Here is a 26,427-nt window from a genome sequence, read left to right as displayed (position 1 = left end):
ATACGGTCTGGATCAGAGATATTTAAGCGTGATGGTTGCCTGACCATCCAGATCAGTATCATCAGTAATGGCCAGCGTTGCAGTATCCTGAATAGCCAGTGAGGTTTTCAGCGGGAAAATGGCAAGGGTATACGGAACAGGTTCGGTAGTACCTTTTGTAGCAACGGTAAACATTTCCATATTGCCGTTTTTGATAATCCCGGTGGTGGACTTCTGCCAGACTGGGCTATCAACGGTTCCTGAGATAGCGTCAGATTTTACACCGTCAGCGGTAACGTTCGCGGTATCGGTATAAATAGAGAACGCGCCGATTTTTACACCTTCGGTTGTTTTGCCAACGCCGTAGGACATTGTGGTATCAGACACCGTGCCATTAGTCATATCGCCATTGGCTATGGAGATAACGGATGCGCCTGGGTGGGTGTCCGCACGGTCATCGGTAATAGTCCAGGCTGCTTTGGTTGCAGACGGACAAGAGATACTCAGAGAGACATCTTTAGTGCCCAGTTGGTTTACATCGGTTGCGGAAAGTGTGGCGAGGCGGATAGTACCGTAATCAACCACGCCGCCGCCGCTGAGTTCTGGGGTGCAACCGCCAACAACCAGTTGACCGGTGACTTTTAATACGGCGGTGGTGTCAGCATTCACGCTGGTTGTAGCAAAGGCTGCTGCAATTGCAGTAATAAGCAAAATTTTTTTCATTATAGTTCCATTAAAGAGGTGTTGAATATTCCATGTGAATGCTGGAGTTACAGATATACGAGTGTAAAGGTCGCCTGACCATCAAGCGTGGTGTTATCGGTAATAGCCAGTGTGTCCGTTCCCTGTATAGCGGCAGCTACGCGTATAGGAAATGTTGCGGTGGTAAAAGAGACGGGGCCATTTTCATCGCCGACACTATATGTAGTGATAAATGGAAATGTATTTGTAAGCGCAACGAATTCGTTTCCTGAGATAGCCCAGGTATCTGGAATATTACTACTTGACGCCACCATCTTCGTCTGAGTTCCATCGGCGGTCGTATTATTCAAGTCCGTAGAGAGGCCGAATGAACCAATGTTGATACCACCTGCTGTTTTACCCAGACCTAGCTGATAGTTTGGTATTCTATTGTCCTGATGTTTAAATGTTGCGTCAACGATAGTCAATGATGTTACCGAATCGGGATGGTTATCGGTAACGGTCCAGCCAACTTTTGACGGTGCAAGACACTGAATGGTGAGTGTCACATCTTTGTATCCCAGTTGATTCGTCTCAGTTGGCAGCAGATCGCTAACGGCCTTAGTACCGAAATCTACAACTCCACCACCACTTAACTCTGGTATACATGCGCCGTTGGTCAAAACGCCAGTCAGTTTTAACACAGCAGTGGATTCAACCGCTTGCGCTGAAGCTGATAATCCTATTACGACAGAGGTCGCTATTAATAATTTTTTCATCAGTAATCCCTAACGATTAAGTATATTTCCAAAGAACATGTAATGCGCGCCGGGATTCTATGAAGAGAATGATAGGTTGTAAATTTAATAAAATTAAATCTTGCTTAAGAAAAACTTTAATCATCATTGGTGATGATAAAAGGTTTATAATTCGCTGGGTTTATGAAGTGCGGGGGAATAATATTAATTTTAAAGATTATAGTAGTTGGCGAGTGTGTTTTAACTATTTGTGCTATTCGCTCATTTTTCAGAATATGTTGTTATGTTTAAATAATATCAGAGACACATTCATCTCTCTGATATTATTCATTTAGCGCACTGCTCCGGCAATCCACGCCGATAATTCCCGCAGTTCTTTTTCCTGCTCCGGGAAATCAACCAGTAACGCTTCGCACGCCTGTTGCAGCATATCCGCGCGGTACAAACACCCTTGCAGTCGCCCCGCCAGCGCTTCCAGCGGTGCCGGGTTCAGGCTATCGGTAAACACCTGCGCACGGGTGATATGACCTTTCTCGACGTCAAAATGCAGCTCGACGCCGCCCCAGGTGAAGCGTTCGTCCAGCAGATGGCTGAACGCCGGTGCCTGGCCGAAATTCCACTCCCAACTGCTCTGGCGCGCAAAGGTTTCGGCAAAATTCGGCAGATCCGGCGTTTTATCCGGTGAAATCACTTCCGCGTCGACACGTTCGCCGTAATGAGCGAAAAAGGCTTCCGTGACCGCCTGGCAGACCTGTTGATGGGTGATACCCGGTAATAGCTCGGTAAGATTAGCCACGCGGGAGCGAACGGAGGTAATCCCTTTCGCCGCAAGTTTCTTTTTATCGGGATTCAGATAGTTCGCCAGACGGCTGAGGTCGGCGTTCAATAGCAGCGTACCGTGATGGAAACCGCGATCTTTGGTTTCGCGATAGGCTGAACCGGAGACTTTGCGATCGCCGTCCGGCGTTTTTACGACCAGATCGTTGCGTCCCGAAGCATCGGCCATGACCCCCAGTGAATTCAGCGCCGCGAGCACAATATGGGTGGAGATGGTTTTATCGTATTCCGGTTTACCGGCCATAAAGGTAAAACAGGTATTACCGAGGTCATGGAATACCGCGCCGCCGCCGCTGCTACGGCGGGCCAGACGGACGTTATCTTCTTCCATACGCCGCGTATTACACTCTTTCCACGGGTTTTGCGCGCGTCCAATGACCACCGTATCCGCGTTGCGCCACAGGAACAGCACGCGCTGGGTGGCGGGCATCTGGCGGAAAATGCACTCCTCGACCGCCAGGTTAAACCAGGGATCGTAAGAGTCAGAAATAAGCAGGCGTAATGTAGTCATGGTGGTTTTCCTTACCTTTATTAAGCCGTCATTTTACTCTTTTTCCTCACGCTCTTCCTCTTCCGGAACAGGCTTGCTGGCCGTTAACAGGAAGGGCGACTGCTGCCAGCGGGTGCGTTTACCTTGTAGCAAGGTGCGCGTCAGCACCACGCCTATCGCCAGCGAGAGTAGCAGCATCAGGCGTAGAATGTTGGTGGTGTTATCGACCTGCTTTGCTTCGGTGGCCAGCGTGTGGGTATCCAGAGTCAGACGCAGGTAGCCCAATGGGCCGTTTTTGCCCTGGATAGGCTCGACAATTTGTTGGTTAAAATAGCTGCCCGCTTTTTTGCCATCCAGCGCCAGCCTGTCGCGCACGTTGACGCTTTCGCCAGCGCGAGTAATAAGATCGCCCTGTTCATCATAGACGCCGGCATCCAGAATACGGCTCTCTTGCGTGAGCTGACGCAGCACGGCGTTGATGCGATTTTCATCCGGTGTTTCGCTGCGCATCAGCGGGGCGATGTTGAGCGTCACCTGGCGCGCCAGCGTGCGGGCCAGCTCTTCCAGCTGCGGATTGCGCTGTCGCTGGTGGTTTTGACTAAACCAGGACGCGCCCTGCATGAGCGCGACGAGCAGTGTGAGACAGAACAATACAATGACTGCACGATGCAGCCGAAATTTCAGTTTTGCGCGAGCCATATTCCACCTGCTGAAAATTTGAGGCTTAATGTTGCCAGAAGCGATGGTTACAAGGTAGCCTCATGCGTTATTTTCCGCGGGGCGGTTACCGGCCTGAACGATTTACAGGAGCTTTAATGCCTAACATTACCTGGTGCGATCTGCCTGAAGATGTCTCTTTATGGCCTGGTTTGCCTCTTTCTTTAAGCGGCGACGAGGTGATGCCTCTGGATTACCATGCAGGCCGCAGCGGTTGGCTGTTGTATGGGCGCGGGCTGGATAAGCAGCGTTTAACTCAATATCAGACCAAACTGGGCGCCGCAATGGTGATTGTCGCCGCCTGGTGCGTGGAGGATTATCAGGTCATTCGTCTGGCGGGGTCGCTAACGCCGCGTGCGACGCGGCTGGCGCATGAGGCGCAGCTGGATGTCGCGCCGCTGGGTAAAATTCCGCATCTGCGCACGCCGGGGCTGCTGGTCATGGATATGGATTCCACGGCGATCCAGATTGAGTGTATCGATGAAATCGCTAAGCTGGCTGGTACCGGTGAGAAGGTGGCTGAAGTGACGGAGCGCGCGATGCGCGGCGAGCTTGATTTTACCGCCAGCCTGCGTAGCCGCGTGGCGACGCTGAAAGGCGCGGATGCCGATATTTTGCGTCAGGTGCGCGGGAATCTGCCGCTAATGCCAGGATTAACGCAGTTGGTGCTAAAACTGGAAGCGCTTGGCTGGAAAATCGCTATCGCCTCCGGCGGCTTCACTTTCTTTGCCGACTATCTGCGTGACCAGCTACGTCTGACGGCGGCGGTCGCCAATGAGCTGGAGATCATGGACGGTAAATTTACCGGTCACGTTATCGGCGATATTGTGGATGCTGAGTATAAAGCCAATACCTTGCTTCGTCTGGCGCAAGAGCATGACATCCCGCTGGCGCAGACGGTGGCGATTGGCGACGGCGCTAACGATCTGCCAATGATCAAAGCGGCAGGGTTAGGTATTGCCTTCCATGCCAAGCCAAAAGTAAACGAAAAGACGGAGATTACGATCCGCCACGCTGACCTGATGGGCGTGTTTTGCATTCTCTCCGGCAGCATGAACCAGAAATGATTAACCTGCCCAATGGCAAGGCGACCGTAGGCCGGATAAGCGCCAGCGCCATCCGGCAACAGCGTTAACGAAAGAGGTAAAACGTGGCAAAAGCTCCCAAACGCGCCTTTGTTTGTAATGAATGCGGGGCCGATTACCCGCGCTGGCAGGGGCAATGCAGCGCCTGTCATGCCTGGAACACCATTACCGAGGTGCGCCTTGCCGCATCGCCGACGGTGGCGCGTAACGAACGTCTGAGCGGATACGCCGGCAGTGCGGGCGTATCAAAAGTGCAGAAACTGTCTGACATCAGTCTTGAGGAATTGCCGCGCTTTTCTACCGGTTTTAAAGAGTTTGACCGCGTGCTGGGCGGCGGGGTGGTACCCGGCAGCGCCATTTTGATTGGCGGTAACCCCGGCGCGGGCAAATCAACGTTGCTGCTGCAAACGCTGTGCAAGCTCGCCGAGCAGATGAAAACACTGTACGTCACCGGCGAAGAATCGCTACAGCAGGTGGCGATGCGCGCGCACCGTCTCGGCCTGCCGACCGCGAATCTGAATATGCTCTCCGAAACCAGCATCGAGCAGATCTGCCTGATTGCCGAAGAAGAACAGCCGAAGCTAATGGTGATCGACTCTATACAGGTGATGCATATGGCGGACATCCAGTCGTCGCCAGGCAGCGTCGCCCAGGTGCGCGAAACGGCAGCCTACCTGACGCGCTTCGCCAAAACGCGCGGCGTGGCGATCGTGATGGTCGGCCACGTCACCAAAGACGGGTCGCTGGCGGGGCCGAAAGTGCTGGAACACTGTATCGATTGCTCAGTATTGCTCGACGGCGACGCCGATTCTCGTTTCCGCACGCTGCGCAGCCACAAAAACCGCTTTGGCGCAGTCAATGAGCTGGGCGTCTTCGCCATGACCGAACAGGGGTTGCGCGAAGTGAGCAATCCGTCCGCCATCTTTTTAAGCCGCGGCGATGAGGTCACTTCCGGCAGTTCAGTGATGGTCGTCTGGGAAGGCACGCGGCCGTTGCTGGTGGAGATTCAGGCGCTGGTCGATCACTCGATGATGGCGAACCCCAGACGCGTGGCGGTCGGTCTGGAACAAAACCGTCTGGCAATCCTGCTGGCGGTGCTGCACCGACACGGCGGTCTGCAAATGTCGGATCAGGACGTCTTCGTCAACGTGGTCGGCGGCGTGAAAGTCACCGAAACCAGCGCGGATCTGGCTTTACTGCTGGCGATGGTCTCCAGCCTGCGTGACAGGCCGTTGCCGCAGGATCTGGTGGTGTTTGGCGAAGTGGGGCTGGCAGGCGAGATTCGTCCGGTGCCGAGCGGGCAGGAGCGTATTTCCGAGGCGGCGAAACACGGCTTTCGTCGGGCGATTGTGCCTGCCGCCAACGTACCGAAAAAGCCGCCGGAAGGAATGCAGGTGTTCGGTGTTAAAAAGCTCGCAGATGCGTTAAGCGTGTTTGACGACTTATAATTCTCTGTATGTAGTGATGTTGTATAATTTGCCGGATGGCGATGCAATGCGTCTTATCCGGCCTACGGATTGATACGGATTGATGTTGTAGGCCTGATAAGCGAAGCGCTATCAGGCAGTGTTATGCGATTTTTCCAGCAGGAGGCTCTTGTGTCATCGTTCGACTATCTCAAAACCGCGATTAAGCAGCAAGGTTGCACTCTGCAACAGGTGGCTGACGCCAGCGGTATGACCAAGGGGTATCTGAGTCAGTTACTTAACGCCAAAATCAAAAGCCCCAGCGCGCAAAAACTGGAGGCGCTACACCGTTTTCTCGGGCTGGAGTTTCCCCGCCGGCAGAAAAACATTGGCGTGGTGTTCGGTAAATTTTATCCATTGCATACCGGACACATCTACTTGATCCAGCGCGCCTGTAGCCAGGTGGATGAGTTGCACATCATTATGGGTTATGACGATACGCGCGACCGTGGGCTGTTTGAGGATAGCGCCATGTCGCAGCAGCCCACCGTGTCGGATCGCCTGCGCTGGTTATTGCAAACCTTCAAATACCAAAAAAATATTCGTATCCACGCCTTTAATGAAGAGGGGATGGAGCCTTATCCGCATGGCTGGGACGTCTGGAGCAACGGCATTAAAGCGTTTATGGCAGAGAAGGGAATACAGCCGAGCTGGATCTACACTTCCGAAGAGGCTGATGCGCCGCAGTACCTGGAGCATTTAGGGATTGAGACGGTACTGGTCGATCCTGAACGCACGTTTATGAATATCAGCGGGGCGCAAATCCGCGAAAATCCGTTTCGTTACTGGGAATATATTCCTACCGAAGTGAAGCCGTTTTTCGTGCGTACCGTCGCTATACTGGGCGGGGAATCAAGCGGCAAGTCTACGCTGGTCAATAAGCTCGCCAATATTTTTAATACCACCAGCGCCTGGGAATATGGCCGCGACTATGTCTTTTCGCATCTGGGCGGCGATGAGATGGCGTTACAGTATTCCGATTACGATAAAATCGCGCTGGGTCATGCACAATATATTGATTTTGCAGTGAAATATGCGAATAAAGTGGCGTTTATCGATACCGATTTCGTCACCACCCAGGCATTTTGCAAAAAATACGAAGGGCGCGAGCATCCCTTTGTCCAGGCGCTGATCGACGAGTATCGCTTCGACCTGGTGATTTTGCTGGAGAATAATACGCCGTGGGTAGCTGACGGACTGCGAAGTCTGGGCAGTTCAGTGGATCGCAAAGCGTTCCAGAACCTGCTGGTCGAGATGCTGAAAGAGAACAACATTGAGTTCGTTCACGTTAAAGAGGCTGATTACGATGGCCGCTTTTTGCGCTGTGTGGAACTGGTGAAAGAGATGATGGGCGAGCAGGGATAAGAACCAATGCCTGATGCGACGCTTACCGCGTCTTATCAGGCCTACAGTTTCACAACGTACTGGAATCGCTGGGTTTGTAGGCCGGGTAAGCGCAAGCGCCACCCGGCATTCAGACATTTATTTGGCAATACGCTTGTACTTGATACGCTTCGGCTCCAGCGCCTCGGCGCCCAGCGTGCGTTTCTTGTACTCTTCGTATTCGGTAAAGTTACCTTCGAAGAATTCCACCTTACCTTCATCCTGATAATCCAGAATGTGGGTGGCGATACGGTCAAGGAACCAACGGTCGTGCGAGATAACCATCGCGCAGCCAGGGAACTCCAGCAGGGCGTTTTCCAGCGCGCGCAGGGTTTCGATATCCAGGTCGTTCGTCGGTTCGTCGAGCAGCAGGACGTTGCCGCCCACCTGCAGCAGCTTCGCCAGATGCAAACGACCGCGCTCACCGCCGGACAGTTCGCCAACGCGTTTGCCCTGATCGACGCCTTTGAAGTTGAAGCGGCCTACATAGGCGCGGCTTGGCATTTCGGTATTGCCGATCTTCATGATATCCAGCCCGCCGGACACTTCTTCCCAGACGGTTTTGCTGTTGTCCATCGCGTCGCGGAACTGATCGACCGAGGCCAGCTTGACGGTTTCACCCAGCGTAATGGTGCCGCTATCAGGCTGCTCCTGACCGGACATCATGCGGAACAGGGTCGATTTACCCGCGCCGTTTGGCCCGATGATCCCGACGATAGCGCCTTTCGGTACCGAGAAGCTCAGGTCATCGATCAGTACGCGGTCGCCGTAGGATTTACGCAGGTTGCTGACTTCAATGACTTTGTCGCCCAGACGCGGTCCTGGTGGAATAAACAGTTCGTTGGTTTCGTTACGTTTCTGATACTCAACGCTGTTCAGTTCTTCAAAGCGAGCCAGACGCGCCTTACCTTTCGACTGACGGCCTTTCGCGCCCTGACGCACCCACTCCAGCTCTTTCTCAATGGATTTACGGCGAGCTGCTTCCTGAGACGCTTCCTGCGCCAGACGCTGATCTTTCTGCTCCAGCCAGGAGGAGTAGTTGCCTTCCCACGGAATACCTTCGCCGCGGTCAAGTTCCAGAATCCAACCGGCGACGTTATCGAGGAAGTAACGGTCGTGGGTAATCGCCACGACCGTGCCTTCGAAGTCGTGCAGGAAACGTTCCAGCCATGCAACAGATTCGGCATCCAGGTGGTTGGTGGGTTCGTCGAGCAGCAGCATATCCGGCTTTTCCAGCAACAGACGGCACAGCGCCACGCGACGGCGCTCGCCGCCGGACAGTTTTTCGACTTTGGCATCCCAGTCCGGCAGACGCAGAGCGTCAGCTGCGCGCTCAAGCTGCACGTTCAGGTTATGACCGTCGTGCGCCTGGATAATCTCTTCAAGCCGGCCCTGCTCTGCGGCCAGCTTGTCGAAGTCGGCATCCGGATCGGCATACAGCGCGTACACTTCATCCAGACGTTTGAGGGCGTTAACCACTTCCGAAACGGCCTCTTCAATCGACTCGCGTACCGTGTGTTCCGGGTTTAGCTGAGGTTCCTGCGGCAGGTAGCCAATCTTAATGCCGGGCTGCGGGCGCGCTTCGCCCTCGATATCTTTATCGAGACCCGCCATGATGCGCAGCAGGGTAGACTTACCGGCGCCGTTAAGGCCCAGCACGCCGATTTTGGCGCCAGGGAAGAAGCTCAGCGAGATGTTTTTCAGAATATGACGTTTCGGCGGAACCACTTTGCCGACACGATGCATGGTATAAACGAATTGAGCCACGTTGGACTTCGCCTCTATGTTTATCGTGATGGTGAATAGATGTCAAAGGCGAAGTGTAGCCTTTTTCCCTGCCTAAGCCCAGCCAGCAGATCGCACTCGCAATAAAAGTAAAAAAGTGTCCGTAACGTGGCGCAAATGGCTATGACTGGTTAGCATAAATTCATTACGCGGCATGATGCTGCATTGGATAACAATTGAGGAAGTGCTTGTGGATAGAGCCAAACCATTTGTCTGGCGTCTCGTCGCCGCCAGCGTATGCCTGCTGACCTTTTGTCACCTCGCGCGGGCCGACTCACTGGAAGAGCAGCGTAACCGCTATGCGCAGATTAAGCAGGCCTGGGACAACCGCCAGATGGATGTGGTAGAGCAGATGATGCCGGGTCTGAAAGATTATCCGCTCTACCCGTATCTGGAATACCGTAAGATCACCGACGATTTGATGAACCAACCGGCGATTGCTGTCACGCAGTTTGTGCGCGCCAATCCTACGCTTCCGCCTGCGCGTACGCTGCAATCACGCTTCGTCAATGAGCTGGCGCGTCGTGAAGACTGGCGCGGCTTGCTGGCGTTTAGCCCGGAGAAACCCGGCACCACGGAAGCGCAATGTAACTATTACTACGCGAAATGGAGTACCGGGCAAACGGAAGCGGCCTGGCAGGGCGCGAAAGACCTTTGGCTGACCGGCAAAAGTCAGCCGAATGCCTGCGATAAACTTTTCAGCGTTTGGCGGGCCTCCGGCAAGCAAGACCCGCTGGCGTATCTGGAACGTATTCGGCTGGCGATGAAAGCCGGGAATACGGGGTTGGTTACGGTGCTGGCCGGACAGATGCCGGCGGAATATCAAACGATCGCCTCAGCGATCATTACCCTGGCTAATGACCCTAATAACGTGTTGACCTTCGCACGCACCACCGGCGCCACCGATTTTACCCGCCAGATGGCGGAAGTCGCGTTTGCCAGCGTCGCCCGCCAGGACGCGGAAAATGCGCGTCTGATGATCCCCTCGCTGGTACAGGCGCAGAAACTTAATGAGGAACAAACGCAGGCGCTGCGCGATATCGTTGCCTGGCGACTGATGGGCAACGATGTGACCGATGCGCAGGCGAAATGGCGCGATGACGCGATTATGCGCTCGCAATCGACGTCGCTTATCGAGCGGCGCGTGCGTATGGCGCTGGGGATGGGCGATCGTCGCGGTCTCAATACCTGGCTTGCCCGACTGCCGATGGAGGCGAAAGAGAAAGACGAGTGGCGTTACTGGCAGGCGGATTTATTGCTGGAGCGCGGTCGTGACGCCGAAGCGAAAGAGATCCTTCATGCTTTAATGCAGAAGCGCGGTTTTTATCCGATGGTCGCGGCGCAGCGTTTAGGCGAAGAGTACACGCTTAAAATCGATAAAGCGCCCGCCAACGTAAACAGCGCGTTGACGCAGGGGCCGGAGATGGCGCGTGTACGGGAGCTGATGTACTGGAACCTGGATAACACGGCGCGCAGCGAATGGGCGAATCTGGTAAAAAGCCGTAGTAAATCTGAACAGGCGCAGCTGGCGCGCTATGCGTTTAACCAGCACTGGTGGGATCTGAGCGTACAGGCGACGATCGCCGGAAAACTGTGGGATCATCTGGAGGAGCGTTTTCCGCTGGCGTATAACGATCTTTTTACCCGCTATACCCGCGGAAAAGATATCTCACAAAGCTATGCCATGGCGATTGCCCGCCAGGAGAGCGCCTGGAACCCGAAAGTAAAATCGCCGGTAGGGGCCAGCGGCTTAATGCAGATTATGCCGGGCACGGCCACCCATACGGTGAAAATGTTTTCGATTCCGGACTACCGCGGCCCCGGCCAACTGCTGGAGCCGGAGACCAACATCAACATTGGCACCAGCTATTTGCAGTATGTTTATCAGCAGTTTGGCAATAACCGCATTTTCGCCTCGGCGGCGTATAACGCCGGGCCGGGGCGCGTGCGCACCTGGCTTGGCAATAGCGCCGGGCGTATCGATGCCGTAGCGTTTGTCGAAAGCATTCCCTTTTCGGAAACGCGCGGCTACGTGAAAAACGTTCTGGCCTATGACGCTTACTATCGCCACTTTATGGGGCAGAAAGAGGCCTTAATGAGCGACTCTGAGTGGCAGCGACGGTATTAATGCAGACGGGTTATGTTATCATTTGTACTCGTGTAACAGTACAAACGGCGGTATAACATGACCCAGCATTCCCCTTATTCATCGGCTATCGCCGAACAACGTAATCAGGAGTGGCTTCGTTTTGTGGAGTTACTCCGTCAGGCATATGCAGAGGATCTGCATCTGCCTTTATTACAACTGATGCTTACGCCGGACGAGCGTGAAGCGCTGGGAACGCGTGTGCGCATTATTGAGGAGTTGCTGCGTGGCGAAATGAGCCAGCGCGAGTTGAAAACCGAGCTGGGGGCGGGCATCGCCACCATCACGCGCGGGTCAAACAGCCTGAAATCCGCGCCGGTTGAACTGCGTCATTGGCTTGAGCAGATACTGCTGAAAAGCGCCTGATTTGCTCGTAGGCCGGATAAGGCGAAGCGGCCATCCGGCAACATCGCCGCGAAATGCCTGATGGCGCTGTGCTTATCAGGCCTACAACATAGCGCAAATAATTATCGATACACCGCGTTATGAAACGGGCTTAACGCCAGGATCACCGCCTGGTAGTAAACGCTGGAGCGCGTTAATTTTCCGGCGGTAAATACGCCAATGGCGCCCTCTTTGCGACCAATCTCGTCAATACCGGTATAGTGGGACATCACCGGGCCAAGCGCTTCTCCCTGGCGGACTCTGTCGAGAATGACGGCGGGCAGCGGCAGCGTGGCCGATCGCGCTTCACCGCGCTGAACGCCGTTATCAATCACCACCCAACTGAAGGTGGCGTCATCGTCAATTCCGGCTTCAATGGCTACCCAGAAATCAGCTTGTGGATGCAGGCGTCGCGCATTATCCACGCGATTTCGTGCGCCAGCACGCGTTTCCTCGCTTCCGAAGGGCTGCTCCGGTACGCCGCTCTCGACGGCGACGGGCGTAATATGGCACGATCCTTCGCCGAAAATCTCTTCAAATGCCTGTAGAATTGCCTGAATTTTGGCAGGATTGGTGGTCGCAGAGATAACCTGGTGCATAATTAAGCTCAGTTTTAAAAATTTATCGCAGTATAACGGAAAAAAAACATGTTACAGGTATACCTTGTTCGCCACGGTGAAACGCAGTGGAACGCCGAGCGACGTATTCAGGGCCAATCGGACAGTCCCCTGACAGCAAAAGGCGAGCAGCAGGCCATGCAGGTAGGAGAACGCGCCCGCAGCCTCGGCATCACCCATATCATCAGCAGCGATTTAGGCCGCACAAAACGCACGGCGGAGATTATCGCCCAGGCGTGCGGGTGTGATATCGCCTTTGACTCCCGCCTGCGCGAGCTGGATATGGGCGTGCTGGAAAAGCGCCAGATCGATTCGCTGACGGAAGAAGAAGAGGGCTGGCGTCGTCAGCTGGTCAACGGCACGCAGGATGGCCGCATTCCCGGCGGGGAATCGATGCAGGAGTTGAGCGATCGCGTTCATGCCGCGCTGGCGTCCTGTCTGGAGCTACCGCAGGGCAGCCGACCTTTATTGGTCAGTCACGGTATCGCGTTGGGCTGTCTGGTCAGTACTATACTGGGACTACCCGCCTGGGCGGAACGCCGGTTACGTTTGCGCAACTGCTCTATTTCTCGCATCGATTACCAGGAAAGTCAGTGGCTGGCGTCTGGGTGGGTGGTAGAAACCGCAGGGGACGTTTCGCATCTGGACGCCCCTGCATTGGATGAGCTACAGCGTTAACGACGAATCGGGATCAGAAATTCGCAGCGCAGGTTGATAGGGCGATCGCCGGTTTTGGTATCTTCTGACGGGTAGTATCGCTCTATATCCTGTCCTTTACGACGGGTCAGATTCAGCATTGGCATACAGGTGCCGTAAACGGTCAGGATAAAATCCTGCACGCCGGTTCCTAACCCTTCATAGGTGAACATGACGTATTCACCGCCCTGCAACAGCACAGGATGCGCCGACTGAACATAGCCATCGGCCTGCTTTTGCGGCAGTGCGGTGGTATAGAATACTTCCTGCTCATCGTCTTTCTCCATGCTGGGGCGCGTTTCATTAAGCCCATAAAGCACTGGCGGAATAGTTGGCGAATGACCGAGGAAATCATGCCAGAATTGCACGCGCATTTCGTGGCGGAAGTCGGAAATCTGTTCCAGCGAGCAGGAATAGCTCTGCGTGACGCCAAGGAGCGGCGTATCTTCCAGCGTAACGAACTGATGTTCCGGCACGGTAAACTCGCCCAGCCGTAATGGCGGACGAATGCCAAAGGCGCTCCATTCCGAGGAGCGACGATACAGCGCTGGCGTCTGGGAAAACTGTTTCTTAAAGGCGCGCGTAAAGGTTTGCTGAGAATCGAAGCGGTACTGAAGAGCAATATCCAGAATTGGACGCGCGGTCAAACGCAGCGCCACTGCTGATTTCGATAAACGACGGGCGCGGATGTAAGCGCCAATGGCGTGGCCCGTCACGTCCTTAAACATTCTCTGCAGGTGCCACTTGGAATAGCCTGCTTTTGCCGCCACATTGTCAAGTGACAGCGGCTGATCCAGATGACCTTCCAGCCAGATTAACAGGTCGCGAATTATGCCAGCCTGATCCATAAAATATCCCCATCCTTTCAACAACGAGCACCCGATATCAGGTAAGAGGATAATAGCATTTTTTGTTCTTTTAGCATTCAGTGTTTTTTTTGAGCTTAAATGCTTTTTTTAGGCAACGTGACAGGTAATTATTCTAATCCTGTGATCTATAACCATTTTATTTTAGAATGTCTAATAATTACGCAATGTAACTTTTATGAATGGTAACAATATGAAATACAAGAGCTTAGTACTTTTCTCAATTTTGTTGCTGCTGGGGCAGAGCGCCCGCGCGGAACAAATTGGTTCAGTCGATACGGTATTTAAAATGTTCGGTCCTGACCATAAAATCGTGGTGGAAGCTTTTGACGATCCTGATGTCAAAAACGTGACGTGCTATGTTAGCCGGGCGAAAACGGGCGGCATAAAAGGCGGATTGGGGCTGGCGGAAGATACGTCTGACGCCGCTATCTCTTGTCAGCAGGTCGGGCCTATTGAACTGAGCGACAGAATTAAGAACGGCAAGGCGCAGGGAGAGGTGGTTTTCAAAAAACGCACCTCATTGATATTTAAGTCATTGCAGGTCGTGCGTTTCTATGATGAGAAACGTAACACGCTGGCGTATCTGGCCTACTCCGACAAAGTAGTCGACGGGTCGCCGAAGAACGCCATCAGCGCGGTGCCGGTCATGCCGTGGCGACAATAACAGGGAAAGCGTATGCAGCAACCGCAGGTCTGGTTAGTCGAGGATGAACAGGGAATCGCCGATACGCTCATCTACACCCTGCAACTGGAAGGGTTTACCGTTGAGCTATTCGCTCGCGGGCTGCCCGCGCTGGAAAAAGCGCGTCAGCAACGGCCGGATGCGGTGATTCTCGATGTGGGACTACCGGATATCAGCGGCTTTGAGCTGTGTCGGCAGTTGCTGGAACGCCATCCTGCGCTGCCGATTCTTTTCCTGACTGCCCGTAGCGATGAAGTGGATCGATTGCTTGGTCTGGAGATCGGCGCAGATGATTATGTCGCCAAGCCGTTCTCGCCGCGCGAAGTGAGCGCCCGCGTGCGCACGCTGCTGCGCCGGGTGAAAAAGTTTGCTGCGCCGTCGCCGGTGGTGCGTACCGGACATTTTGAACTCAATGAACCGGCGGCGCAGATCGCCTGGTTTGGTACGCCGCTCTCGCTGACGCGTTATGAGTTTCTGCTCCTTAAAACCCTGCTGCTGTCGCCGGAGCGCGTGTACTCGCGCCAGCAATTGATGGATATTGTTTGGTCTGATGCCCAGGAGACCTTCGATCGGACGGTCGATACACACATCAAAACCCTGCGCGCTAAGCTACGCGCGATCAACCCGGATCTCTCGCCAATTAACACGCATCGTGGAATGGGATACAGCCTGAGGAGCGTCTGATGCGCATCGGAATGCGTTTGCTGCTGGGCTACTTTCTTATTGTCGCCGTCGCCGCCGTGTTTGTGCTGTCTATCTTCGTTCAGGAGATAAAGCCGGGCGTCCGCCGCGCGACGGAAGGGACGCTGATTGACACCGCGACGCTGCTGGCGGCGCTGGCCCGCGACGATCTCCTTTCCGGCAACCCGACTGACGGCCAGTTGGCGAAGGCATTCGCCCAGCTGCAACATCGCCCGTTTCGCGCCAATATCAGCGGGATCGTCAAAGTGCGCAATGAATACCATGTCTACATGACGGATGCGCAGGGGAAGGTGTTGTTTGATTCGGAAAACAAAGCGGTGGGGCAGGATTATTCTCGCTGGAATGACGTCTGGCTTACGCTGCGCGGACAGTATGGCGCCCGCAGCACGGCAAAAGATTCTGCCGATCCCAATAGCACGGTGATGTACGTAGCCGCGCCGATAATCAGCGATGGACGGATTATCGGCGTCCTGACTGTCGGCAAACCGAATGCGGCAATGGCGCCGGTGATTAAGCGCAGCGAACGGCGCATTCTGTGGGCCAGCGCCGTTTTACTGGGGATTGCGCTGGCGATTGGCGCGGGGATGGTCTGGTGGATTAACCGCTCCATCGCCCGGTTGACGCGCTATGCGGATTCTGTCACCGAAAACCGCCCGCTTGCGTTACCTGCATTAGGCAGCAGCGAGCTGCGTAAACTGGCGCAGGCGCTGGAGAGTATGCGCATTAAGCTGGAAGGCAAGAATGACATTGAGCAGTACGTGTATGCGTTGACTCATGAGCTGAAAAGTCCGCTGGCGGCGATACGCGGCGCGGCGGAGATTCTGCGTGAAGGACCGCCCGCGGATGTGGTTACCCGCTTTACAGAGAATATACTGGCGCAAAATACGCGAATGCAGGCGCTGGTAGAAACCCTGCTGCGCCAGGCGCGGCTGGAAAACCGACAGGATATCCCTCTCGCGCCGGTTGCTGTTGATGAGCTATTTACGCAGCTTAGCGAGGCGCGCAGTATTCAGTTGGCGGCAAAAAAGATCACCCTTACTCTACGGCCTTCCTCGCTGGTTGTCGTCGCCGACGCGGAGCTTCTGGCGCAGGCGCTGGGCAATGTGTTGGACAATGCCATCGACTTTACGCCTGAAAATGGCGTTATCACATTAAGCGCTCAGCCGATGGGGGAGAAAGCGATCCTGCAGGTGACGGATTCCGGCTGTGGTATTCCTGATTTTGCGCTGCCGCGCATTTTCGACCGGTTCTATTCGTTGCCCCGCGAAAACGGGCGTAAAAGCAGCGGGCTTGGGCTGGCGTTTGTCAGCGAGGCGGCGCGGCTCCTCAACGGTGAGGTGACGTTGTGCAATCGTCCCGAAGGCGGCGTGCTGGCCTCGTTGACACCTCACCGTCACTTCACATAACTTCAAATTCTCCCCACATCGCGTTCTTACACTGCTGGCATTGCAAAGGAGAACGCTATGTTGAAATCCCCCCTGTTGTGGAAAATGATTACGTTAGGCGGCGCCATGATCCTGCTGTTAATTCCCCTGATGATGGTACGGCACACCATCGTGGAACGTGCTGATTATCGAAGCCATGTAGAAGCCGCTATTCGTCAGAGTACCAGCGGCCCGCAAAAGGTTGTCGGCCCGCTGGTGGCGGTTCCGGTGACAGAGCTCTATACCGTGCTGGAAGAGGAGAAAGAGGTCCAGTATAAGCGCAGCTATCTCTATTTTTGGCTGCCGGAGTCGCTATTGGTTGAAGGCAATCAAAACGTTGAAGCGCGAAAAATAGGTATTTATCAGGGGCAGGTGTGGCATACCGATATGGCGATAAAGGCGGAGTTTGATGTGGCCCGTCTGCATGAGCTGAACAGACCGAACATTACCCTTGGAAAGCCCTTTATCGTCGTGGGCGTCGGCGATGCGCGCGGTATCAGCGCAGTAAAAGCGCCGCAGGTGAATGGTGAAACGCTCACTGTAGAACCGGGGACCGGCTTACCGGAAAGTAGAGAGGGCATTCATATCCCGCTGCCGGACAGTCAGTGGGCGACGCGCAACCTGACGTTGGCGATGTCGCTAAATTTAAGCGGAACCGGCAGCTTTTCACTGGTTCCCGTCGGGCGTAGCAGTGAAATGACCCTGACCAGCAACTGGCCGCACCCAAATTTTGTGGGGGATTTTCTTCCCGGTAAACGCGAAATCAGCGGTTCAGGATTTCAGGCCCAGTGGCAAACCAGCCGGTTTGCCACGAATCTCGGCGAACGGTTTGCTGATGTGCAAAAGGTGGATTGGGACAACTTACCGGCGTTTAGCGTCGCTGTATCGACGCCAGCCGATCAGTATCAACTGACGGACAGAGCGACGAAATATGCCATTTTGTTGATTGCGCTAACGTTTATGGCTTTCTTTGTCTTCGAAACCCTGACGGGACAGCGGTTACACCCGATGCAGTATCTGCTGGTGGGGTTATCGCTGGTGATGTTCTACCTGCTGTTGCTGGCACTGTCGGAACATATCGGTTTCACGCCAGCCTGGATCGCCGCAAGCCTGGTGGGCGCGTTGATGAATAGCGTTTATTTGCAGGCGGTGCTGAAAGGATGGCGCAATAGCGTACTGTTTACGCTAGCGTTATTGGCGCTGGATGGCGTGATGTGGGGATTGCTGCGTTCGGAAGATAGCTCGTTGCTTCTGGGTACCGGCGTTCTGCTACTGGCGCTTGGCGGCGTGATGTTCCTGACGCGCCATCTGGACTGGTATTCGCTCTCTTGTCAGCAACGTAAGTCATTACCGCCAGTAAAAGATGACGAATTACGTTTGTGGAAATAAATCTAACGGGCGCGCGCGTTAACGTTTTCCCGCGCAGCGCCAGAAACTGTGATGCCGTTAGTTATAGGTCAGGTTTAATGTTGCCGTGGCATTCGCTTGCCCGGCCGTTACCGTGGCGGCGGTTTTATAGTAGTGCGCGCTAATTTTCAGGGTGGTGGACATATTCATGGTTCCGCCGTTAACCGTCTGGCCGCCATCGGCATTGGTAGTAATCGTGTGAGTAAAGAGATCAATTTTTTGATTGATTGGCAAACTGTCGGTAAAGAAACCGGCGTCCGGCGCCTGAATACCCAACTGTACGCCAACGCCGGTTGCGCTGGTTGGCGCGCTTGCATTGCTCAACTGGATGACTGAATTATCAGGATTGTTTCCGCTGGCCGGTTGGGCGCTTAACGATGCGGAAATGGCGGTGCCTTGTTCGCAGGTCAATAAGATATCCTGCTCGCCTGTGCCCGCGGTTTGACTGTTAGCGAAACTGCCTAAATTGACGCTGCCTAAATCCACGGTGATGGCAGGTGTTTCTACCCGACATCCCATCGCTTTCATAATCAATTGCGTATTCCCCAAATACAGATGGGTCAGGATATCGCCGCCGGAGTCTTCTGTTGCGCTATCGCGAAAAGATACGCGCGCCAGTGGACTTTGGAATGTCGCGGTACCGGAGGTGATCGGACCGCCTAAGGCGACCAGTTCAACATTGTAGGCGGGAGCCATCGCATGGTGTGTTTTATTGCCATCGCCATTATGGTAGGTATTATCGATTGGCATGACATTATCGTAAGGGCCAGCATTCGTTTGGGTTTTAATCGCAATGCCCACGCCGGAAATCCCGGTGCTAAATACCGGCGTGTTGTTCCCGTCATTCGCATTGATTGTCGCCGATGTATTTGACTGCGCGCTACCGGGTTCATATAAAAAACCGACCTTATAATCGCGACTACAGCCATCCATTGTGACTTCGGAGGTGGAAACCCAGCCCGATTGCCACAACACTTCGCCTGCGGTATAGGCGTGGCTATCCACCACAAGCTGCGACGGCGGGGTGATAGTGATCGCGCCTTCATTACCGGAACGTTTACAGGAGGCGTAACCATGACTGGAATACGCGAACAGCAGAATAAGCGCCAGATATAACCTTCTCATGAAAAATTCCTGCTTTTATACCAGGTGAAATAGAAAGATGTTATTGCCATGCGATAGTGATCGTCACAACGGACGTGAAATCCCCTGCCGTGACTTTTCCATACGGGGTATACATCCTTGCGGCGACAGGCAAATTGGCTTCATGGGTATTACTGTTGATATCCACCGTGTAAGTGACGTTGTTGGCCAGATTGACCAGACTTTTGCCGTCCAGGTTAAAAAGCTGTAATCCTAAATCCTGCGCCGGATTGGCCGCGCTGTTTGCATAAATTGCAGAAGCATAATTTGGATCGGGATAAGGTACGCCGTTAAATGAAATCGCGGCTTTTGTGGTCGTTGCCGGGCAATTCGTCATTTTTATGGTGAAAGGAATGGTGGCGGTATTGCCACCGGCCACAGCGATATCCGCCCGGGCATATTGCCCAAGAGAGATCGTGTCAGGTACCGTCACGGTACACGGATCGGCATAAATTAATCCCGTAACGTTAATGTCTACGGCATCTGCGGTATTGTATGCCGCGCTGATCGAGGGCGACCATAATGCCAGACCCGTGAACGTTAACAGGGCGGTTAATGCAGCAAATCTGTTCATATTCATCTTTTATCCCACCAGAATCACTGGCATTGCTCGTGTAAGATTTCTACGCCAGAAGCGGAGGGGGAGCTCGGTATACGATAAGAGACCTGACACTGGTCTGCTGCTGTTGGCCCCCACTTCACTAATAACCGCCCTTGTTTTTCCAGTCCGGTTAACCAGGCTTGCCCCGCATCACCAACAAAACTGCTGTGATTGTCTGGTTTTGTTAAAGACGAGACGGTCGCGCCAAAAGGAACAGGCAGATTGTTTATGCGGGTTAATACCATCAATGCCTTGTAACCAATATTGGTTTTATATTCGGCCCTGACCACCGCGCCACGGGTAGGCACCAGCGTTTTACTGGTATCAATGAGCTCAATATTTTTTCTAATGCCCGTCGTATCTAAAGACACTTCATTACGATGGTAAGGCGAAGCATAAGGTACGACGGCATAACCCCGAAAATCGGTGTCCACGCCCGTTTCGTTATTCACGGGGACACCCGCTGCGCCAGGGGCTTTAACCAATATGATGGTGTCGTCCATTGGCTGGGATAGTGTCAGGCCATTTCGATGTAGTAGTACGCCGCCCTGAACGCCATAATTCAGGCGACGCATATGATTATCGTAGCTATACCCGCCGTTAATATCCGCATACGTCCCGTTATAGGTTGCGCTCACATTACCGCTGGTGGCTTTCTCTTGAGAGGAATAACCTTCCTGAACGCTCCATGAGAGATTTTTCTGTGCCAGCGCTGTTCCGTTTAAACCGACAGTATGCGTGGTATCGCCGTCTTTCGCGGAGTTCATATTGTAGGTGGCATACGTTGACGGCATAAAGGCATCTAACGGAATACTAATATTGATTGAAATTTGCTGGTCATTACTGTCTTCCGTATCGTCGTCTTCATCCTGAGAATTATCGGCGTTCAGCGTATAAGAATAGTTAATGCCATAGCTTACGTTATGCCATGTGTTGTTATAGCCAATACCTAATGATGTGGTATGAGTGTCATTCCAGTAATCTTCATTATATAAAGTGAGTGAAATGGAACCGTAGATAATGTCTTGCGATAACGACAGGTCGGTGCGATTACGTACATGATCATAGTGACTATTATCGCTATAGGTATCCAGCACATCCTCAAGAGCGTAGTAATCTTTGGTCGAATAACGGTAGCCGGCGACAGTGAAATTGGTGCCTGTTGACTGAATATCTTTGCTGTAACGAATACGCCAGGACTGTCCGGTAAGCGTATCGCTAACCACATCGCCTGCTTTAATTTTTGACCATGAATTGGTGACGTCTAAAGACAATGCGCCCAGATCGCCAAGGTTTAAACCTGTCCCGATGAGCGCCGCATGATAAACATCATTGCTCAGCGTACTCTCTATTCCGCCATAGGCGGTTATGCCGCCTGCTAATCCGTATAAGGCCGTCAGTTCTGCAAAATTCTGTTGCGCGGAATGCGTATCTGATGAACGCGTGCGGCCTACCGTCAGGTCGTATTTCAGGTGGCCTTCACGCTGTAATACCGGAACGCTGGCGTAGGGCACAATGAAATGCTGTTCAGAACCATCGGATTCTTTGATGGTGACGTACAGGTCGCCCGAACCGCCGGTTGGATAAAGATCATTGATGGCGAATGGACCCGCCGGAACGTTAGTTTTGTAGATGGTATAACCGTTTTGTTCAACGGTTACCTGCGCGCTGCTTTTGGCCACCCCGCGAATGACCGGGGCGAACCCTTTCATACTGTCCGGCAACATATCGTCATCAGAAGAGATCTGTACGCCCTTAAATGAAATACTGTCAAAGACGTCCGCGGGCGTGTTATTTTCCCCGGCGATCAGCTGTCCTTTTAAAAATTCGATATCGCGAGAAACATAGGTGTAGGCAGAATCCCAGCTATTTTGCCCATCGCTATCATGATTCCAGGTTGAGTAGTTACGAAAACGCCATGCGCCAATGTTAATACCTGGGCGCAGGTTAGCGTATTCGCTATTTTCCGTCCGGTTTTCATCAATATCGTGATCCTGCGATCCGGTAAAACTGTAGTTCAGCAAAAAAGCATTAATGCCTTCATCCCATTCGCTGGTAGGGACGAATTCTCGCGGGTCGGCGATCAACGCGATTTGAGGGATCGCTAAATCCAGCCGGTTACCGATGACATTAAACTTTGCTACAGCGCCAGCCAGCAGACTAAGATCGGTACACCCGTTTGGGGCATTTTTAAGCTCGGGGAAGTTTTCTGTTTTTACGCCCCACTGCTTGAGTTGTTCAACGCTAAGACACGGCTGTAGGGAGAGCTTATTATCTGCTGATTTTTTATTTTTAAAGGCAATATTTTTTGTTTCAATACTGGTGTTATTAATATAAATATCAACATTATAGGTGCCTTCTGCCTGCCCCCCCTTTTCGAAAACAGATAGATCGACATTCTCCACGCCCGGTTCATCATTTTCCAACGATAATGGATTAAAATGATCATGCGCTAACGCTGGTTTTATGGAACAGCATATAAAGAGAAACGATAACGCTAATTGAGAACGGGGCTCTACTCTGGAGAATTGCACAGTAAAAGTCCTGAAAGGGTAAAAGTAAAGTGAAGTCGTTAATGGCTAGAATGAACCGGAATGCGGCTCTAAACTCATCCCATAATCGCTGATTAATCGCCACGTTACCGTGCCATGAGGGGCGGCAGTAGAACTCAATTTAAATGACGCTGATGATTTTGGTGGAACGAAGGTCGCTGATTTCACTTCATGGCTGTTAAGCGTCACACTGGCAAAGTTCATATAATAGGGCGTGGGGTTATTTACGGTAATAACATCACCTGCCGTCTGCCATTTTAATTGTTGGCTCTGGCTATCAGGCGTCGATTTTGTTAATGCTGGCGGCCGATATATAAGCTTTATTTGGGTATTAATGGAGATTTCCACGCGGTTCGCGGAGGCATTATCATCAATAGAAGGAATACCCTTAATATTGAGCCAGTACATAGATTCTCGATCTGTAGGTAGAGGGGCGCCAGAGCGAATAACTCGAATGCTGTTCTTTTGCCCGGCATCAAGGCGAAAAAGAGGCGGGGTGATAATAAACGCCTGCTTATTTGTGACCTGGGGATCGGCAACCGATAACCATGACTGAACAAGATTCGCTTTGCTGTCTTTATTCTCTACATTGATTGACGACTCATCATTATTGCCGTCGAAAACCAGTCGGGTTCCGCCAACAACAATGCTGGCATGGGCAACATGGCTTGTCAGTAATACGACCAACACGGATTTCTTTATGTGTTTCATTTTTTACTCTGTAAAGATGTTTTACGCTATGGACTGGCATCCTGCCTGTCCACATCAGGATGAGAATGCCTTACTGATACGAAACGGTATACGTAACCTGAGTGCTAACATCTCCACCGGTTACGGTTGCGGAACCATCGTTTGCCATGGCGGCGTAATAGGTAAAGTCTGCTGTCGAGCCGTCGGTTGGCAGGTTTACTGCGGCATCATCCGTGTTATCTGTCACATCGCTATGTGAAGCGTTCTGAATAGAAATACCGACACCCGCGGCGCCCGTTTCCGATCCTTCGTCCGCGTTTTTGAAGTACGTTGGGTTAGAATCATCTGTTGCGCCGTGGAAGCGGAACATGGCCTGGGTTGGTACGCCAGTCCCTGCTTCCGGGCAGCTAACCAGGCTTACGGTAAACGGCACGTAATAGGTTGTGGCGCCTTTTTCCGCGATGCGTTCTTTGCTGTAATTACCTAAATCAATGGTGGTATCCGTGGAGCCATTAACCTGAACCGTACACGCCTGATCGTAAATTTTGCCATTGAACGTAATCGTGTTCTGGGCAAATACCGGTGTGGATGCTACGGCAGTTAACATTGCCAGGATGATAATTTTCTTATTAAACATATTAATTGTTGCCTGATTCTATTCGCTGAAAAATAAAGATAGCTATATAAAATAAAATATTATATTTTACTCTGTATGCGCTTCTTTCTGTTCTGTAGATAAGCAGGCGGCTATTCTACGTATATCAACTATGAACTCAATAAAAATTCTGATGCAATATTGAACGGCAGTCCAGTTTCGGACCCGGTAACAAAGTTTAATAAAATACCACTAAAGAAGTACGGTTGATGACTGGATTTATAGAGCAAGATCTCTTTTTTGATAATAGTTATTATTTCCTGGAGGGTTTATTTAACTCTATATTGCTTTATTTTTAAGAATATACGACGCTTGTCCGTTTAAAATGAAACCGGCAGGTTTCGAAGCTCTAACAGTCTTCCATGCAGTATTTTTATATAGTCCCCCGCTTTTAGTTCTGAAAGTACCTGCATGATACGGCTGCGTGAAAGCCCGGTTCTCTGCTGTATGAAGTTCTGTGCGTTGATCTCAAATCGTGAGCTTTCAGGATACGACCACAGTTCAAGTAACAGCGCTTTTATCTGGCTATAGGCGTCCTGCCCGATAAGGTTTCTGTCACGGTTAGTCATGAAAGCAATGCGGTACATCAGGATGTTCGAAATGTCACGCCAGAGATGCTTTTCATCGGCTATTTCCACAAAATCTTTTACTGGGACAGGATAATATTCACAGGTGGTTTCGGCGATAAAAAAGACGTCTGAATTCTCTTCTAACTGGTATAAGTCAGCATAGGCATCTACAAGGCCTAAAATCATTGGTGAGACACCGCAGCCCATTACAATGCTGTCGATACGCCGACATACTTTAATAGCGCCTTTAGTGATTAACAGGATGTGGGATTGATTATCAATCTTGATATCCAGTGTTTTACCGGCCGTAATAGTGACAGGAGAGATGTTTTGAATAACGTGCCGATGAATATTTAAAATGGCTTGCAGGTTTTTTTCTTTCCCTGTGGGACGATACACATTCCCGCCGTTTAACTGCTTCATATCTTCCCCATTATTATGGCTGATAAAGTGGTTGACTATTAAAAGGTAAACATAAATTTAATATTCACTTAAAATTATAATTAAGTAAATTAAAATAGCCAACAAGAATATTTAAGTCAATGTATTCACCTTATCAATGCATGAGCGACAACGCTGTTTGTAAGGTTAACCATAGTAAATGTGATGATTTTATTTGCAATCATTTTATGACAGCTATCATAGGTACCGTGCTTAACGAGCGCGTAGAGCGTACAGGATAGCGAAGCGATGTTCATCGCTGTTGTAGGATACGAATGAGAGAAAAGTACAAAATGCAGGCGGGCGGCGTTTTACTGAGCGAAATCGCCGCCTGCCGGAACTCCTCCCGGCGGGAGCCATAAGCGGTTAGCGGTACTGGACGATCAAACTTTGAATCTCCGGATGATCTTTTAACGACACGTGCCGTACCGTGGCGATTCCATTCATCAACGAAATAGCGTTTCCAGACGGTGTGGCGACTGTCTGCAAATGGGGGATATTATTCCGCGAACATGATACCTCGATATTGCGATCGTGAGGCGCAAGGTTACAACCATATTCGACAATCTGGCCTTTGAAATGAATAACGCCTGCGGAGACCGGCGCGGTAGCAGCCAGCGCGGCTGATGAAGCTGACATCGCTGCACAAAACAGGTAGCAGCATAATGGTGATTTTTTCATCCTTTGAAACCTCACGTCCTGTGAGCATCCCCTTATTTTTTGGGGACTAACAAATCCCGTGTATTACTCTTTAATGTAAATACACAAACTACCTTAACTTTCGCAAGCTGAGATAAACAGCGCTATATGACAATTTTTATGTAAAAGAGTACGTCATAACGGCAGGTCAGGAGGGAAAGCGGGGCCGCTTAGCGGAAGGGGAGCATAAGAAACAGCCAGTAAGAATAACTTACCGGCTGTTTTTACAGTTTGGCGCCTGGGCCGAATTAATCCTGCAGGTCGCCGCAGAAGCGATAACCTTCGCCGTGAATGGTGGCGATGATTTCCGGCGTATCCGGCGTGGATTCGAAATGCTTACGAATACGACGAATGGTAACGTCAACAGTACGGTCATGCGGCTTCAGCTCGCGCCCGGTCATTTTCTTCAACAGCTCTGCGCGCGACTGAATTTTGCCAGGGTTTTCGCAGAAGTGAAGCATCGCGCGGAACTCGCTGCGCGGTAGTTTATACTGCTCGCCGTCCGGGCCGATCAGTGAACGACTGTTGATATCCAGTTCCCAACCGTTGAACTTGTAGCTTTCAACGCTACGACGCTCTTCGCTGACGGTACCCAGGTTCATGGTACGGGACAGCAGGTTGCGGGCACGGATGGTCAATTCGCGTGGGTTAAACGGTTTGGTGATGTAATCATCCGCGCCGATTTCGAGGCCGAGAATTTTGTCGACTTCGTTATCGCGGCCCGTCAGGAACATCAGCGCAACGTTAGCCTGTTCACGCAGTTCACGCGCTAACAGGAGACCGTTTTTCCCTGGCAGATTGATATCCATGATCACCAGGTTGATGTCATATTCAGAGAGGATCTGATGCATTTCCGCGCCATCTGTCGCTTCGAATACATCATAGCCTTCCGCTTCGAAAATACTTTTCAACGTGTTGCGTGTTACCAACTCGTCTTCAACGATAAGAATGTGCGGGGTCTGCATGTTT

The 26,427-nt window shown here is 52.1% G+C and carries 25 protein-coding genes; 10 read left to right on the top strand and 15 right to left on the bottom strand.

The genetic code is table 11. The features are described 5' to 3' along the window. Positions 1 to 12: 12 nt before the first annotated feature. From J4645_RS14730 to J4645_RS14715, 4 genes are all read right to left on the bottom strand, one after another. On the bottom strand, positions 13 to 702 hold the full coding sequence (locus J4645_RS14730; protein WP_000722273.1) for a DUF1120 domain-containing protein: 690 nt from the start codon (positions 700 to 702) through the stop codon (positions 13 to 15). Positions 703 to 749: 47 nt separating this feature from the next. Beyond that, positions 750 to 1,439, bottom strand: coding sequence for a DUF1120 domain-containing protein (locus J4645_RS14725; RefSeq protein ID WP_001527213.1), 690 nt, complete (start codon positions 1,437 to 1,439; stop codon positions 750 to 752). Between the two features lie 310 nt (positions 1,440 to 1,749). Further along, the gene (gene lplA / locus J4645_RS14720; RefSeq protein ID WP_001647421.1) at positions 1,750 to 2,766 is read right to left on the bottom strand and encodes a lipoate--protein ligase LplA; all 1,017 of its coding nucleotides are present in this window, start codon (positions 2,764 to 2,766) and stop codon (positions 1,750 to 1,752) included. Positions 2,767 to 2,799: 33 nt separating this feature from the next. Continuing rightward, positions 2,800 to 3,444 carry a YtjB family periplasmic protein gene (locus tag J4645_RS14715; RefSeq protein WP_000090067.1) on the bottom strand — a complete coding sequence of 215 codons (645 nt, stop codon included), beginning with the start codon at positions 3,442 to 3,444 and terminating at the stop codon, positions 2,800 to 2,802. A gap of 116 nt (positions 3,445 to 3,560) precedes the next feature. Between J4645_RS14715 and serB the strand changes: the two genes are divergently transcribed. The 3 genes from serB (at position 3,561) to nadR (ending at position 7,378) form a co-directional block, all read left to right on the top strand. Further along, the gene (serB, locus tag J4645_RS14710) at positions 3,561 to 4,529 is read left to right on the top strand and encodes a phosphoserine phosphatase (protein ID WP_001132983.1); all 969 of its coding nucleotides are present in this window, start codon (positions 3,561 to 3,563) and stop codon (positions 4,527 to 4,529) included. Between the two features lie 83 nt (positions 4,530 to 4,612). Continuing rightward, complete coding sequence (gene radA, locus J4645_RS14705; RefSeq protein WP_001029710.1) at positions 4,613 to 5,995, top strand: DNA repair protein RadA; 1,383 nt, start codon at positions 4,613 to 4,615, stop codon at positions 5,993 to 5,995. A 150-nt stretch (positions 5,996 to 6,145) separates the two neighbouring features. Further along, on the top strand, positions 6,146 to 7,378 hold the full coding sequence (nadR, locus tag J4645_RS14700) for a multifunctional transcriptional regulator/nicotinamide-nucleotide adenylyltransferase/ribosylnicotinamide kinase NadR (RefSeq protein ID WP_000093829.1): 1,233 nt from the start codon (positions 6,146 to 6,148) through the stop codon (positions 7,376 to 7,378). Between the two features lie 117 nt (positions 7,379 to 7,495). Here the strand turns inward: nadR and ettA are convergent, their stop codons facing one another. Beyond that, positions 7,496 to 9,163, bottom strand: coding sequence for an energy-dependent translational throttle protein EttA (gene ettA / locus J4645_RS14695; protein WP_000046773.1), 1,668 nt, complete (start codon positions 9,161 to 9,163; stop codon positions 7,496 to 7,498). Between the two features lie 208 nt (positions 9,164 to 9,371). Between ettA and sltY the strand changes: the two genes are divergently transcribed. Both sltY and trpR read left to right on the top strand, forming a co-directional pair. Beyond that, positions 9,372 to 11,309: a murein transglycosylase gene (sltY, locus tag J4645_RS14690; RefSeq protein ID WP_000373272.1), complete on the top strand. Its 1,938-nt coding sequence runs from the start codon at positions 9,372 to 9,374 to the stop codon at positions 11,307 to 11,309. Positions 11,310 to 11,366: 57 nt separating this feature from the next. Then, a complete protein-coding gene (gene trpR, locus J4645_RS14685; protein WP_000192005.1) occupies positions 11,367 to 11,693 on the top strand; it encodes a trp operon repressor in 327 nt (108 codons plus the stop codon). Positions 11,694 to 11,794: 101 nt separating this feature from the next. Here trpR and yjjX read toward each other — a convergent pair whose 3' ends face one another. Further along, entirely contained in the window at positions 11,795 to 12,310 is a 516-nt protein-coding gene (gene yjjX / locus J4645_RS14680; RefSeq protein ID WP_000554310.1) for an inosine/xanthosine triphosphatase, read from the bottom strand. A 48-nt stretch (positions 12,311 to 12,358) separates the two neighbouring features. Between yjjX and gpmB the strand changes: the two genes are divergently transcribed. Continuing rightward, entirely contained in the window at positions 12,359 to 13,006 is a 648-nt protein-coding gene (gpmB, locus tag J4645_RS14675) for a 2,3-diphosphoglycerate-dependent phosphoglycerate mutase GpmB (RefSeq protein ID WP_000942358.1), read from the top strand. On the opposite strand, the gene robA is transcribed toward gpmB, so the two are convergent. Continuing rightward, positions 13,003 to 13,872 carry an MDR efflux pump AcrAB transcriptional activator RobA gene (gene robA, locus J4645_RS14670; protein ID WP_208208985.1) on the bottom strand — a complete coding sequence of 290 codons (870 nt, stop codon included), beginning with the start codon at positions 13,870 to 13,872 and terminating at the stop codon, positions 13,003 to 13,005. The two genes, gpmB and robA, sit on opposite strands and share 4 nt — an antisense overlap. Before the next feature lie 211 nt (positions 13,873 to 14,083). On the opposite strand from robA, the gene creA reads away from it, so the two are divergent. Genes creA through creD form a run of 4 tightly spaced genes read left to right on the top strand, consistent with a single transcriptional unit; the run spans position 14,084 to position 18,090 of the window. Beyond that, complete coding sequence (creA, locus tag J4645_RS14665; protein WP_000875813.1) at positions 14,084 to 14,557, top strand: protein CreA; 474 nt, start codon at positions 14,084 to 14,086, stop codon at positions 14,555 to 14,557. Positions 14,558 to 14,569: 12 nt separating this feature from the next. Continuing rightward, positions 14,570 to 15,259 (top strand): two-component system response regulator CreB, encoded by a 690-nt coding sequence (creB, locus tag J4645_RS14660; RefSeq protein WP_001187046.1) that lies wholly within the window; start codon positions 14,570 to 14,572, stop codon positions 15,257 to 15,259. Next, positions 15,259 to 16,683 carry a two-component system sensor histidine kinase CreC gene (gene creC, locus J4645_RS14655; RefSeq protein ID WP_023214711.1) on the top strand — a complete coding sequence of 475 codons (1,425 nt, stop codon included), beginning with the start codon at positions 15,259 to 15,261 and terminating at the stop codon, positions 16,681 to 16,683. Before creB ends, creC begins: the two co-directional genes overlap by 1 nt. 57 nt (positions 16,684 to 16,740) lie before the next feature. Next, the gene (creD, locus tag J4645_RS14650; protein WP_000920387.1) at positions 16,741 to 18,090 is read left to right on the top strand and encodes a cell envelope integrity protein CreD; all 1,350 of its coding nucleotides are present in this window, start codon (positions 16,741 to 16,743) and stop codon (positions 18,088 to 18,090) included. A 57-nt stretch (positions 18,091 to 18,147) separates the two neighbouring features. On the opposite strand, the gene sthE is transcribed toward creD, so the two are convergent. The 8 genes from sthE to arcA all read right to left on the bottom strand — a co-directional run bounded on the left by sthE (position 18,148) and on the right by arcA (position 26,423). Further along, entirely contained in the window at positions 18,148 to 19,233 is a 1,086-nt protein-coding gene (gene sthE / locus J4645_RS14645) for a fimbrial major subunit SthE (RefSeq protein ID WP_023214712.1), read from the bottom strand. Between the two features lie 40 nt (positions 19,234 to 19,273). Next, entirely contained in the window at positions 19,274 to 19,831 is a 558-nt protein-coding gene (locus J4645_RS14640; protein ID WP_001056991.1) for a fimbrial protein, read from the bottom strand. A 17-nt stretch (positions 19,832 to 19,848) separates the two neighbouring features. Beyond that, positions 19,849 to 22,386, bottom strand: a complete 2,538-nt coding sequence (locus J4645_RS14635) for a fimbrial outer membrane usher protein (RefSeq protein ID WP_023214713.1) — start codon at positions 22,384 to 22,386, stop codon at positions 19,849 to 19,851. A gap of 45 nt (positions 22,387 to 22,431) precedes the next feature. After that, on the bottom strand, positions 22,432 to 23,115 hold the full coding sequence (gene sthA / locus J4645_RS14630) for a fimbrial biogenesis chaperone SthA (protein ID WP_000680526.1): 684 nt from the start codon (positions 23,113 to 23,115) through the stop codon (positions 22,432 to 22,434). A gap of 70 nt (positions 23,116 to 23,185) precedes the next feature. After that, entirely contained in the window at positions 23,186 to 23,731 is a 546-nt protein-coding gene (locus tag J4645_RS14625) for a fimbrial protein (RefSeq protein WP_023214714.1), read from the bottom strand. A gap of 338 nt (positions 23,732 to 24,069) precedes the next feature. Then, positions 24,070 to 24,741 carry a winged helix-turn-helix transcriptional regulator gene (locus tag J4645_RS14620; protein ID WP_000811635.1) on the bottom strand — a complete coding sequence of 224 codons (672 nt, stop codon included), beginning with the start codon at positions 24,739 to 24,741 and terminating at the stop codon, positions 24,070 to 24,072. Between the two features lie 384 nt (positions 24,742 to 25,125). After that, the gene (locus J4645_RS14615; RefSeq protein ID WP_000749516.1) at positions 25,126 to 25,440 is read right to left on the bottom strand and encodes a hypothetical protein; all 315 of its coding nucleotides are present in this window, start codon (positions 25,438 to 25,440) and stop codon (positions 25,126 to 25,128) included. A gap of 266 nt (positions 25,441 to 25,706) precedes the next feature. Next, positions 25,707 to 26,423 (bottom strand): two-component system response regulator ArcA, encoded by a 717-nt coding sequence (arcA, locus tag J4645_RS14610; RefSeq protein ID WP_001194359.1) that lies wholly within the window; start codon positions 26,421 to 26,423, stop codon positions 25,707 to 25,709. Positions 26,424 to 26,427 lie beyond the last annotated feature (4 nt).

The organism is Salmonella sp. 32082101201600294FB01SM01 (assembly GCF_017572865.1).
GTDB lineage: Bacteria > Pseudomonadota > Gammaproteobacteria > Enterobacterales > Enterobacteriaceae > Salmonella > Salmonella enterica.
This window is presented reverse-complemented; position numbering and strand designations above follow the sequence as displayed.